Annotated in this window: 10 protein-coding genes; 9 read left to right on the top strand and 1 reads right to left on the bottom strand. The window is 65.6% G+C overall.

Annotated features, from left to right (window positions below):
- Positions 1-144: 144 nt before the first annotated feature.
- The 7 genes from HV823_RS18885 (at position 145) to HV823_RS18915 (ending at position 8,811) form a co-directional block, all read left to right on the top strand.
- Complete coding sequence (locus HV823_RS18885; protein WP_176951294.1) at positions 145-1,368, top strand: HlyD family secretion protein; 1,224 nt, start codon at positions 145-147, stop codon at positions 1,366-1,368.
- Between the two features lie 151 nt (positions 1,369-1,519).
- Positions 1,520-3,115 (top strand): DHA2 family efflux MFS transporter permease subunit, encoded by a 1,596-nt coding sequence (locus HV823_RS18890; protein WP_176951295.1) that lies wholly within the window; start codon positions 1,520-1,522, stop codon positions 3,113-3,115.
- An 80-nt stretch (positions 3,116-3,195) separates the two neighbouring features.
- Entirely contained in the window at positions 3,196-4,356 is a 1,161-nt protein-coding gene (locus tag HV823_RS18895; protein WP_176951296.1) for a metallophosphoesterase, read from the top strand.
- 91 nt (positions 4,357-4,447) lie between these two features.
- A complete protein-coding gene (locus HV823_RS18900; RefSeq protein ID WP_176951297.1) occupies positions 4,448-5,509 on the top strand; it encodes a LacI family DNA-binding transcriptional regulator in 1,062 nt (353 codons plus the stop codon).
- A gap of 9 nt (positions 5,510-5,518) precedes the next feature.
- The gene (gene xylB, locus HV823_RS18905) at positions 5,519-6,973 is read left to right on the top strand and encodes a xylulokinase (protein ID WP_176951298.1); all 1,455 of its coding nucleotides are present in this window, start codon (positions 5,519-5,521) and stop codon (positions 6,971-6,973) included.
- A gap of 90 nt (positions 6,974-7,063) precedes the next feature.
- Positions 7,064-8,374 (top strand): xylose isomerase, encoded by a 1,311-nt coding sequence (xylA, locus tag HV823_RS18910; protein WP_176951299.1) that lies wholly within the window; start codon positions 7,064-7,066, stop codon positions 8,372-8,374.
- A 185-nt stretch (positions 8,375-8,559) separates the two neighbouring features.
- The gene (locus tag HV823_RS18915; RefSeq protein ID WP_176951300.1) at positions 8,560-8,811 is read left to right on the top strand and encodes a GlsB/YeaQ/YmgE family stress response membrane protein; all 252 of its coding nucleotides are present in this window, start codon (positions 8,560-8,562) and stop codon (positions 8,809-8,811) included.
- Between the two features lie 59 nt (positions 8,812-8,870).
- Here the strand turns inward: HV823_RS18915 and HV823_RS18920 are convergent, their stop codons facing one another.
- Positions 8,871-9,890 (bottom strand): substrate-binding domain-containing protein, encoded by a 1,020-nt coding sequence (locus HV823_RS18920; protein WP_176951301.1) that lies wholly within the window; start codon positions 9,888-9,890, stop codon positions 8,871-8,873.
- Positions 9,891-10,062: 172 nt separating this feature from the next.
- Here HV823_RS18920 and HV823_RS18925 point away from each other — a divergent pair, with 172 nt between their 5' ends.
- Together HV823_RS18925 and HV823_RS18930 are read left to right on the top strand one after the other, a co-directional pair.
- Positions 10,063-11,589 carry a sugar ABC transporter ATP-binding protein gene (locus tag HV823_RS18925; RefSeq protein WP_176951302.1) on the top strand — a complete coding sequence of 509 codons (1,527 nt, stop codon included), beginning with the start codon at positions 10,063-10,065 and terminating at the stop codon, positions 11,587-11,589.
- A 75-nt stretch (positions 11,590-11,664) separates the two neighbouring features.
- Entirely contained in the window at positions 11,665-12,675 is a 1,011-nt protein-coding gene (locus tag HV823_RS18930; protein WP_176951303.1) for an ABC transporter permease, read from the top strand.
- Positions 12,676-12,697: the final 22 nt, after the last annotated feature.

Consider the following 12,697-nt stretch of genomic DNA (forward strand, 5'->3'; position numbering starts at 1 on the left):
ATGAAGCCTCCTTGCTGCACTTTTCGAACCGCTCGGTTCGATTTGATCTTGATATGAAGCAGAAATAGGACTATGTCAAATCGAACCGAACGGTTCAGTTCAATTCGATATTTGTTTCTTTCCCCAAAGCTGCCGGGTATTCCGATGTCGGTCTCGAAGAGTTCCAGCAAAGCCAAAGTCCGCCCCGTCGACGATGATTTCGTCCCCGAGGCGGTAGACGTTCAGCCGGCCGCAGAAGCGCCGCAGCCGGCCAAGGCCGAGCCTGTGCCGCAGGCGCCCGCCGCACCTGAGGCCGCGCCGCCTGCCAAGTCCGGCGGCAAGCGCTTTGTCCTGCCGGTGCTGTTGCTTGCGCTGCTCGCCGGCGGTGCCGTCTATGGCTATGAATGGTGGACGAACGGCCGCTTCATGGTGTCGACCGACGACGCCTATGTCCAGGGAGACATTGCGACGATCTCGCCGAAGGTGACGGGCTACGTTGCCAAGGTCAATGTGTCGGCCAACCAGCAGGTCAAGGCGGGCGACGTGCTCGTGACGCTGGACGACGGCGACTATCGCAACGCGCTCGACCAGGCCAACGCGCAGATCGCGACCGCCAAGCTGTCGCTTGGCCGCATCGACGCGCAGATCGACGGCGCCAAGGCCTCGCTCACCCAGGCGGAAGCGCAGAGGGCCGCGCTTCAGGCGTCCGTTCGCGGCGCCGAGATCAACCAGGGCCGCGCCAGCACGCTGCAGTCGAAGTCGGTCGGAACGACCGCCGAACTTGACAGCGCCAATGTTGCGCTCGATCAGGCGAAGGCCAATCTGGCGGGCGGCGAGGCGACGATCGTCTCAGCCAGGGCGAACATCGCGCTGCTGGAAGCCCAGTACAAGGAGACCGAGGGTACGATCCGTACGCTCGAACTGCAGCGCGACAAGGCCGCGCGCGACCTCGGCTTCACCGTCCTGAAGGCGCCTTATGACGGCGTCGTCGGCAACCGTTCCGTCCAGGTCGGCGATCTCGTTTCGCCCGGCCAGCGGCTGATGGCGCTGGTGCCGACGCGCGAGCTCTACATCGACGCCAACTTCAAGGAGACGCAGATCGCGCACCTGGTTCCCGGTTCGAAGGTCAACGTCCACGTGGACGCCTATGACGACCATCCGATCCAGGCGACCGTGGAGTCGATCGCGCCGGCCTCCGGCTCGGTGTTCTCGCTGCTGCCGCCGGAAAATGCGACCGGCAACTTCACCAAGATCATCCAGCGCGTGCCGGTGCGCATCGCGCTGCCGCAGGATGCGCTCGACAGCGGCCGCCTTCGGGCCGGCCTGAGCGTCGTCGTCGACGTCGATACCCGCACGGCTCCCGAGGCAGGCACCGTTGCGGCAAAGTGAATGCTGCGCGCCCGCTTGGGCGTGCAGCATTCTACCATCAGCCGCGCCGCCCATCGGTCGCGCAGGTCGAAACTGAAGTGTTGAAAAGGCGCATCCGCCTCTTCGGCGCCCTTGCGGGTGCTGTAGCGATCATGCGCCAGCGGAGCATGGCATGTCTGCCACCACCACACTACCGGGCAAGGGCGTAGCGGCAGCGGCCCCGGCAGCCGACACCATGGACCCGCGGAAGATGATCGCCTTCATCGCCATGGTGCTCGGCATGTTCATGGCGATCCTGGACATCCAGGTGGTGTCGGCGTCGCTTGCCGAAATCCAGGCGGGCCTCAGCGCCGGCTCGGACGAGATCGCCTGGGTCCAGACGGCCTATCTGATCGCGGAAGTGATCATGATCCCGCTGTCGGGCACGCTCGCCCGGATCGTCTCGACGCGCTACCTCTTCGCCTTTTCCGCTGCCGGCTTCACGCTTGCCAGCATCCTGTGCGCCACGGCAACGAACATCGAACAGATGATCGTCTACCGTGCCCTGCAGGGCTTCATCGGCGGCGGCATGATCCCGTCGGTGTTTGCCGCGGCGTTCACGATCTTCCCGCCCTCGAAGCGCAGCGTGGTGAACCCGATCATCGGCCTCATCGCAACGCTCGCCCCCACCATCGGCCCGACCGTCGGCGGCTATCTCAGCCATGCCTTTTCCTGGCACTGGCTGTTTCTGATCAACGTCATTCCCGGCATCATCGTGACCGTGGTCGCATGGAACTTCATCGATTTCGACAAGCCCGAGATGTCGCTCTTGAAGAAGTTCGACTGGATGGGCCTGGCGGCGATGGCCGTGTTCCTGGGTTCGCTGGAATATGTGCTGGAGGAGGGCAACGCCAACGACTGGTTCAACGACGACCACATCGTCATGGGCGCCATCGCCTGCGCGATCGGGGCGGCGGTGTTCTTTTTCCGGGCCTTCCGGGTGGAATTCCCGGTGGTCGATCTCAGGGCGTTCGCCGACCGAAACTTCGCGTTCGGCTCGATGTTCTCCTTCATCATGGGCATAGGCCTCTACGGACTGACCTATCTCTACCCGGTCTATCTCGGCCGCATTCGCGGCTACGATTCGCTGATGATCGGCGAGACGATGTTCGTTTCGGGGCTGGCGATGTTCTTCACCGCGCCCGTCGCCGGCATCCTGTCCAACAAGCTCGATCCGCGCGTGATGATGTCGATCGGCTTCCTCTCCTTCGGCGCCGGCACCTACATCATGACCGGGCTGACCGCGGACTGGGATTTCTACGAACTGCTCATCCCGCAGATCCTGCGCGGTGTCGGCCTGATGCTCTGCATGGTTCCGATCAACAATATCGCGCTCGGTACCCTGCCGCCGGCCCGCGTGCGCAATGCGTCGGGCCTCTACAACCTGACCCGAAACCTCGGCGGCGCCGTTGGCCTTGCGATCATCAACCTGCTTTTGACGACGCGCCAGGACGTGCACTACATGCGCCTGCGCGAGCACGTCAACTGGGGCAATCCGGAAGCCGTTGAGCGGATGAGCGACATGGCGGCCAACTACACTGCGCACGGGCTGGACGGCGCGACCGCAGCGATCAAGCAACTGGTCGGACTGGTGCAGCGCGAGGCGATGATCATGGCCTTCAGCGACGTGTTCATGTTCCTGACGGTGCTGTTTGCCGGCATGCTTTTCTGCGTGGTGCTGATCAAGAAACCACAGGCAAAGGCCGGCGGTGGCGGCGGCGGCCATTGATGCTTGCCGGCGCGCGGGACTGTACCTGCGCGCGGCTTCGGGTAGGATGCCTGCCGCGAGCATGACGATCCGGTGAAGGCATGGCATCTTATCGACGACCTCTTTTCTTGCGCCGCACCCTCCTTTGCACGGCTGCCGGTCTCGGCGTGGCCGGCCTCTTGCGCGGCGTGCCCGGCCGGGCCCAGGCGCAAAGCCAGACGCAGGCCGACACCCAACCCGCCAGGCCGAAAGTCGATGCGACCTTCATCTTCGCGGCCGATGTGCATGCCTGCCTGGTCACAGCGGCTGCGCTGAGCCCCAATTGCGAGGCGGAAGGCAAGACCGACGCCAACCTCGTCCGCCACGTGCGCGCGCTCAACGCGCTGGAGAACAAGGACTGGCCGCACACGATCGACGGCGTGCCGACCGGCCTTGCAAGCGGCGGCGAGCCGATCGGCCGGCCGCTCGGCGTCGTCATGGGCGGCGACATGACGGATGACGGTGGCGGGCAGCTGAAGCTGCCGGGCGAGGGCTGGCAGTTGCAGCAGTTTGCCAACCGCTACCGTCAGGGCTCGGCCCCGGGGCAACTCCGCTTTCCGGTCTATGCCGGCCTTGGAAACCACGATCTCGATCAGGACGGCGTGCCGCCGCATGTCGATTTCTATCGAAGGGAGATGCGCGACTACGTCGAGATGAACCACCGCACCTCGGTCTTCTACAAGCCACCGGTGCCGGTGACGAACTTCCACGTCGCCTCCGACAATTACTCCTGGGACTGGGGCGGTTTGCATCTGGTGCAGTTGCAGCGCTTCGGCGGCGACCAGACGAAAAACGCGATCAGCGGGCTTGCCTGGCTGAAGGACGACCTTGCGACCTATGCCGCGGACGGCCGCCCGATCGTGCTGTTTCAGCACTACGGATGGGATCCGTTCTCGCTCGAAAAATGGGATCCCGAAGCCCACACCTTCGACGATCACGGCGCCGGCGCGGCCCACTGGTGGAGCGAGGACGACCGGAAGGCGCTGCTTGCGACCATCGCGGGATACAATGTCGTCGCCATCTTCCACGGCCACGAACATCCGACGCCGATGATCTACCGCGCCGAAGGGCTCGACCTCGTCAAGCCGGTCGCCTCCTACATGGGCGGCTTCGCCGTCGCCCGGGTGCGGGACCGCCTGTTCGAGGTGGCGCTGGGAAGGGCCTACGGCGACCGCGGCGACGTCGTCTTCACCCATGCCTTCAGCAAGCCGTTGACCGGCTGAAACGGGTGGCAGGACCGTCTCCGCATACCTCCGGGCATTTTTTGATTTACGTACATCAAAAAAGCCGCTAATGGTCGCCGCGGAGGAAATCATGCGACCGACGGTTCACGACATCGCCGCCAGCGCGGGCGTCAGCCTTGCGACGGTGGACCGGGTGCTCAACGCCCGGCCCGGCGTGCGTGCGGTCACGCGCGCCAAGGTCGAGGCCGCGATCGAACGCCTCGGTTACGTCCGCGACGTGGCGGCCGCCAACCTTGCCAAGGGGCGGATCTATCCCTTGGTCTTCATCATTCCCCAGGGCGAAAACCCGTTCATGCGCGGGCTTGAGGCCGAGGTCCGGCAGGTGGACCGCGTCACCTTCGATCGTACCAGCATCTCCGTCGTCAACGTGCCGCCCTTCGACGCGATGGCGCTGGCAGCGGCGATCGATACGGCGGTTGAAGACGGGGCGGCGGGCATTGCCGCCGTCGCCGTCGATGCGCCCGAAGTCGTTGAGGCGATCGACCGCGCGCTTGAGCAAGGCGTCGCCTTCGTGACGCTGGTGTCCGACCTTGCATCTTCAAAGCGCGACCATTTCTGCGGGGTCGACAACGTTGCCGCCGGCCGCACGGCCGGTTCGCTGATGGCCCGTTTCCTGGGCGACAGGGAGGGGCCGGTCGCCGTCCTCGCGGGCTCGATGCTGGTGCGCGACCACAGCGAGCGCCTTTCCGGCTTCCGCGCGGTGATGGCCGATGCGGGTCGCGGCCGACATGTTCTCGACGTGCTGGAGGGGCAGGATGATCCGGTTCGTGCGCGGGCGCTTGTCTCGCGCTACCTCGCCAAATTTCCCGGGCTTGCCGGCATCTACAGCCTCGGCGCCGGCAATGCCGGCCTTGTCGCAGCCCTCGAGGCAGCCGGACGCCCCGGACTTTGCGTCATCGCGCACGAATTGACACCACCGACGCGGGCGGGGCTCGAAAGCGGCATCGTCGACGCCGTGCTGCATCAGGACGCCGGTCACGAGGTGCGCAGCGCCATCCGCGTGCTGCGCGCCAAGGCCGACGGGGTGAAGCCCGTCGCCGCGCAGGAGCGCATCAGAATCGACATCTTCATCAGGGAGAACCTGCCGCCGCCGGATCCGGAGACGGGCACGGCGCGGGCAGGCGAAGGCTAGGAGGAGCCCATGTATCTCGGAATCGATCTCGGCACGTCGGGCGTCAAGGCGATGCTGATGGACGCCGACCAGCGGATCGTCGGCTCGGCGAGCGGCGCGCTGGAGGTTTCGCGCCCGCACCCCGGCTGGTCGGAGCAGGACCCCGCCGACTGGATTGCCGCGGCCACCGAAGCGGTCGACGCGCTGAGGGCGTTGCATCCGGCCGAACTCGCCGCCGTGCGCGGCATCGGCCTTTCGGGGCAGATGCACGGCGCGACCCTGCTCGATGCTTCCGATAGCGTGTTGCGCCCCTGCATCCTGTGGAACGACACCCGCAGCCACGGCGAGGCGGCCGCGCTGGACGCCGATCCGCGCTTCCGCGCGATCACCGGCAACATCGTCTTCCCCGGCTTCACCGCGCCGAAACTCGCCTGGGTGAAGAACAACGAGCCGGAAATCTTTGCGAAAGTCCGCTGGGTTCTGTTGCCGAAGGACTATCTGCGCCTCTGGCTGACCGGCGAACACCTGTCGGAAATGTCGGATTCGGCCGGCACCTCATGGCTCGATACCGGTGCGCGAACCTGGTCAGCCGAACTTCTTTCGGCGACCGACCTTGAGGAGCGGCAGATGCCGCGCCTCGTCGAGGGGACGGAGAGTGCCGGAACGCTGCGCGCGGAACTCGCCGCCCGCTGGGGCCTCGGCGACGGCGTCGTCGTTGCCGGCGGGGCGGGGGACAATGCGGCGTCCGCCTGCGGCATGGGCACGGTCAGCGACGGTGCCGCCTTCGTGTCGCTCGGCACCTCGGGCGTGCTTTTTGCCGCAAACGGGAGCTACCTGCCGAACCCGGAAAGCGCCGTTCACGCCTTCTGCCACGCGCTGCCGGACACCTGGCACCAGATGGGCGTGATCCTGTCGGCAACGGATGCGCTGAACTGGCATTCGCGCGTCACGGGCGTTCGCGCCGCCGAGCTGACGGCGGCACTCGGCGGATCGCTGAAGGCGCCGACGGGCGTCACCTTCCTTCCCTACCTCTCCGGCGAGCGCACGCCGCACAACGACGCGTCCATCCGGGGGGCCTTCGTCGGCCTCGGCCACGAGAGCGACCGCGCGGTGCTGACGCAGGCCGTGCTCGAAGGCGTCTCCTTTGCGATCCGCGACAGTCTGGAGGCCCTCCGGCTCGCCGGCACGACGCTGACGCGCGTCACCGCGATCGGCGGCGGCTCGCGTTCGCGCTACTGGCTGCAGTCGATCGCAACCGCTCTGTCGCTGCCGGTGGATGTCCCGGCCGACGGTGATTTCGGCGCGGCCTTCGGCGCCGCACGGCTCGGCCTGATCGCGGCGACAGGGGCCGACCCCGTTTCCGTCTGCACGGCGCCCGTGACGGCGGAGACGATCGAGCCGGTTTCCGCGCTGACCGCTGCCTATGAGGGGGCCTATGGCCGCTATCGCCGGCTCTATCCGGCGATCCGCGATGCCGTGAACTGACTGCCGGCCCCTCACCCTGACCCTCTGCCGGCAGGCGGATGAGGGGCGGATACCCAACGAGCAAATCATTCATCCAAGGAGGAAATACCCATGAGCACCGGATTTTTCGGCGATATCGGCAAGATCAAGTACGAGGGCCCCGACAGCACCAATCCGCTCGCCTTCCGCCACTACAACAAGGACGAGGTGGTGCTCGGCAAGCGGATGGAAGACCATCTGCGCTTCGCCGTCGCCTACTGGCACACCTTCGTCTGGCCGGGCGGTGACCCCTTCGGCGGGCAGACCTTCCTGCGCCCGTGGTTCGACGATTCAATGAAGGCTGCGAAGCTGAAGGCCGACGTCGCGTTCGAGTTCTTCCAGCTTCTCGACGTGCCGTTCTACTGCTTCCACGACGCCGACGTCCGCCCCGAGGGCAAGACGTTCGCCGAGAACACGAAGAACCTCAACGAGATCGTCGACTACTTCGAAAAGAAGCAGGCCGAGACCGGCGTCAACCTGCTGTGGGGCACGGCCAACCTGTTCTCGAACCGCCGCTACATGGGTGGTGCCGCCACCAACCCGGATCCGGATGTCTTCGCCTTTGGTGCTGCGACGGTGAAGACCTGCATCGACGCGACGCAGCGCCTCGGCGGGCAGAACTACGTGCTGTGGGGCGGGCGCGAGGGTTACGAGACGCTGCTCAACACCGATATCGGTCGCGAACTCGACCAGCTCGGCCGTTTCGTCAACCTCGTGGTCGAGTACAAGCACAAGATCGGCTTCAAGGGCGCAATCCTGATCGAGCCGAAGCCGCAGGAGCCGACCAAGCACCAGTACGATTTCGACGTCGCCACCGTCTACGGCTTCCTGAAGAAGTACGGGCTGGAGAACGAGGTCAAGGTCAACATCGAGCAGGGCCATGCGATCCTCGCCAACCACTCCTTCGAGCATGAACTGGCATTGGCGAACGCGCTCGGCATCTTCGGCTCGATCGACATGAACCGGAACGACTACCAGTCCGGCTGGGATACCGACCAGTTCCCCAACAACGTGCCGGAAATGGCGCTGGCATTCTACCAGGTGCTTGCCGGTGGCGGCTTCACGACCGGCGGCACCAATTTCGACGCCAAGCTGCGCCGCCAGTCGATCGATCCGGAAGACCTGCTGATCGGCCACATCGGCGGCATGGATTGCTGCGCCCGCGGCCTGAAGGCGGCGGCGAAGATGCTGGAGGACAAGGCCCTGTCGAAGCCGCTCGACGAGCGCTATGCCGGCTGGAACGGTGCCGAGGCGAAGAAGATGCTTTCCGGCGGCACTTCGCTGGAAGAGATCGCCGCACGGGTGGAGCGCGAGAACGTCAATCCCGAGCCGAAGTCCGGTCGCCAGGAATATCTGGAGAACGTGGTCAACCGCTACGTCTGAGGCGCCACAAAGGACATGAACTGCCGCGGCGCGACAGCGCCGCGGCTGCATCGCCGTCGTTTTCGTCGCTTGGGGGCCGGGAACCCGGTGTCGCGCCACCGTCTCGCGATATCTGTGCTGCCCAGAGTTGAACGGCAAGCCGACCGCCCTACTCTCATGAAGGCAGTGCAAGCCAGGAGGGCACAATGGAAAACGCAGGCATCGGCTGGATCGCAGCCATCATCATCGGGGGGATCGCCGGCTGGCTCGCCGAGAGATTCATGAAGTCCGACATGGGCGTGCTCATGAACATTGTCTTGGGGATCGTCGGCGCCTTCGTCGCCAATCTCATCCTTAGCCTGGTCGGCGTGTCCCTTGGGGGCTGGCTCGGCTACATGATCGCCGGCTTCATCGGCGCCTGCATCCTCATTGCCGTCGCCAGGGCAATCAGGCGATAGGTGTGCAAGGGGGGCGGGACACGGCGTTCCGCCCCTGCCACCATTGTCTTTCGCCTAAATCAGCGCTTGCCCGGCATGGTGACCGAGCCGCGCACCACGAGATCGGGCATGATCAGCACCTCGCGCTGTTCGGTCAGCGGTTGCGTCAGGTTTTCCAGCAACAGCGCCATCGCCTGCCTGCCGATCGCAGAGCGGGGCTGGCGAACGGTGGTGAGCGCCGGCGTCATGTAGGTGGCTTGCGGCACGTCGTCGAAGCCGATCACGGAGAAATCGCGCGGAAGATCGTAGCCGCGCGCGGCGAGGCCGTTCATCACGCCGATGGCGGTGGCGTCATTGACGCACATGAAGGCGGTCGGCAGCGTGTCGCGCATGAACAGCTGCTCCACCGCGAGCCGCCCGCTTTCGATCGTCCCCTCGCCATCGACCACCAGCCGCTGTGCCGGGGCGATGCGGGCGGCGTCTAGGGCGAGGTCGTAACCCTTGCGGCGGCGCAGATGGCCGAGCCGCGTCTTGCTGTCGCCGATGAAGGCGATCGAGCGATGGCCGGACGCCAGCAGGTATTCGGCGGCCTTGCGGGCGCCGGCCGTGTCGTCGACACCGACATAGGGAACCCTGCTGCCGAAGACGGGCTCGAACACGGCAACCGTCGGCGGCAGGCGCTGCGTCATCTCCTGATGGCCGAAGGGCTCGTGGCCGGTGAACAGCAGCAGTCCGTCGGCCTGGTTTGAATTCAGGAACTTCAGATATTCGAGGCCGCGTTCGGGGTCGTTCTGGGTATGGCCGATGAGCACGCCGTAGCCGTGCGCGCGCGCCTCGTTCTCCAGCCCGATCAGGATTGATGAGAAATTGGGGTCGCCGATATCGGGGGCCAGTACCAGGATCATGTTGGAACGGCCCATGCGCAGGGAGCGCGCCATGGCGTTTGTCGTGTAGCCGGTGATCGCGATCGCCTGATTGACGCGCTGGCGGGTGGATTTGGCGACCTTCTCGGGATTGTGAATTGCGCGGCTCACGGTCGCAATGGACACTTCCGCAAGGCGGGCAACATCTTCGATCGTGGCTGGCGCTTGGGTCGACACGGGTACCGATTGCCATTGGAGGGGAATCGGGCGCACCCTAAAGGCAAAGTTGCGCCTGCGAAAGCGGGCGGCGTCCCCAAAATCCCCAGATGCGATGCAATGTAAACCTTTACATCATCTGTGTAAAGGTTTACACAGTGCGTCAAGTGGTGGGAGCCACGGGGAGGGAATCATGGTGACAGCAGGGGACGGGGCACGCGTGCCGGTGCTCGCGGCCGAGCGTATATCGAAGGCGTTCGGCGAGGTGCAGGTGCTGTTCAGCGTCGAGCTCGACGTCTTGCCCGGCGAGGTTCATGCGCTCGTCGGCGAGAACGGTGCCGGCAAGTCCACCTTCATCAAGATCCTGTCCGGCTTCGAGGTTCCGACCTCGGGACGCATCCTGCTCGACGGCGAACCGGTGTCGCTGCCGGCCAACAGTGCGGCCGAAGCGCTCGGCATCGTCATGATCCACCAGGAATTCAACCTTGCCGAACATCTGACCGTCACCGAAAGCCTGTTTCTCGGCCGCGAGATCTGCCGGTTCGGCGTTCTGGACCGCAGGGCGATGCGGGCGGAGACGCGCCGCGTGCTCGACATGCTGGGATCGCATGTCGACGAGAACGCGCTGATCAGTTCGCTCGCGGTCGCCGACAAGCAGATGGTGGAGATCGCCAAGGCGATCAGCCGCGAGGCGCGCGTGATTTTCATGGACGAGCCGACCGCGGTGCTGTCGCGCGAGGAAACGGACGTGCTTTTCGGCCAGGTGCGCAAGCTGAAGGCGAAGGGGACGAGCTTCGTCTTCGTGTCGCACAAGCTGGACGAGGTGATGGAGATCAGCGACCGGGTCACCGTGCTGCGCGACGGCCAATGGATCAAGACCGCCCCGACCTCGCTGCTCGACGGCGAGGCGATCGCCCAGCTGATGGTCGGCCGCGAACTGTCGAGCCTCTACCCCTCCAAGCACGAGCCGAACGTCGACGAGCAGATCGTGCTTTCGGTGCGCGGCCTCTCCACCGGCTATGTGCGCGACGTCAGCTTCGATCTGCGCAAGGGCGAGGTGCTCGGCTTCTCCGGCCTGATCGGTTCGGGCCGCACGGAACTGATGGAAGCGATTGCGGGGCTGCGTTTGCGCACTGCCGGCGACGTTGAAATCCGGGGCAACGCGCTGCCTGCGCATGATTTCCGCGAGGCGACCGCGCGCGGGCTCGCCTACATGACCAAGGACCGCAAGGGCCGCGGGCTCCTGCTCGACGAGGGCATGACGTCGAACCTCACCCTCCAGTCGATCGGCCAGCATGTCCGGCACGGCTATCTCGATCCGTCGAGCGAGGCCAAGGCGATGGCGCGCGCCAAGCGCCGCTTCGATATCCGCGTGCGCGACGATCGTGTCCGGGTCGGGCGCATGTCCGGCGGCAATCAGCAGAAGCTGCTTCTCGCCAAGATCATGGAGACCGAGCCGCAGATCGTCATCATCGACGAGCCGACGCGCGGCATCGACGTCGGCACGAAGCAGCAGATCTATCACTTCATCGCAGCGCTCGCCCGCGAGGGGCGCTCCATCATCGTCGTCTCCTCCGAACTGCCGGAGGTGATCGGCCTGTGCACGCGGGTTGCGGTGATGCGGGAGGGGCATCTGGTCGGCATGCTCGAGGGCGAGGAGATCTCCGAGCAGATGATCATGCGCTACGCGGCCGGGCTGCGGCGCCAGACGGCGGGCTGAGAACAGGCGCATTCGCGCCCATGGCATCAAGGATGGAAGGGCCGCAAAGGTCCCATCGGGAGGGTTCAAGTGGAAATGAGCACCAACAGCGAAATCGAGGAGCGCGTGCCGCGGCGGCGCACCTGGCGGGATGTCGACCTGAGGGCCGTTGCTCCCTTTGCGGCGCTCGTCCTGCTGCTCATCATCGGCGCGCTCGTCAATCCGAACTTCATCGGCCTGACCAACCTGGCCAATGTCGCCACCCGCAGTGCCTTCATCGCCATCATCGCCGTCGGCGCCACCTTCGTGATCTCGTCCGGCGATCTCGATCTTTCGGTCGGCTCCATGGTCGCCTTCGTGGCGAGCCTGATGATCCTGTTCATGAACTCCGGCGCGATCGCCGACCCGTCGCTGATGCTGGTTGCGGCGATGGTGCTGGCCGTCGTCATCGGCAGCGCCTGCGGCCTCGCAAACGGCCTGATCACCACGGTCGGGCGGATCGAGCCTTTCATTGCCACGCTCGGCACCATGGGCATCTACCGTGGCCTGACCACCTGGCTGTCGCAGGGCGGTGCGATCACGCTGAACTCGCCCGATCTGCAGGCGATGTACCGGCCGGCCTATTTCGGCACCGTCCTCGGCGTGCCGGTGCCGATCCTCGTCATCCTCCTCGTCACCGCGATTGCCGCCTTTGTGCTCTACCGCACGCGCTATGGCCGCCATGTGGTCGCCGTGGGATCCAGCCGCGAGGTGGCCCGCTATTCCGGCGTCGCCGTCGACCGCGTGCGCACGATCGCCTTTGTCATCCAGGGCCTGTGCGTTGCCGTCGCCGTCCTGCTCTACGTGCCGCGTCTCGGCTCGACCTCGGCCACGACCGGCATTCTCTGGGAGCTGCAGGCGATCACGGCCGTCGTCGTCGGCGGCACGGCGCTGAAGGGGGGTGCCGGCCGGGTGTGGGGCACGATCTGCGGCGCCTTCATCCTCGAACTGGTCGGCAACATCATGCTGCTGTCCAATTTCATCAGCGAATACCTGATCGGCGCCATCCAGGGGTCGATCATCATCATTGCGATGCTCGTCCAGCGCTCGCTGACGCGCAAATCGTGAACCGGCCGGGCTCCTGGGGGCA

It is taken from the genome of Mycoplana rhizolycopersici, from assembly GCF_013378445.1.
GTDB lineage: Bacteria > Pseudomonadota > Alphaproteobacteria > Rhizobiales > Rhizobiaceae > Mycoplana > Mycoplana rhizolycopersici.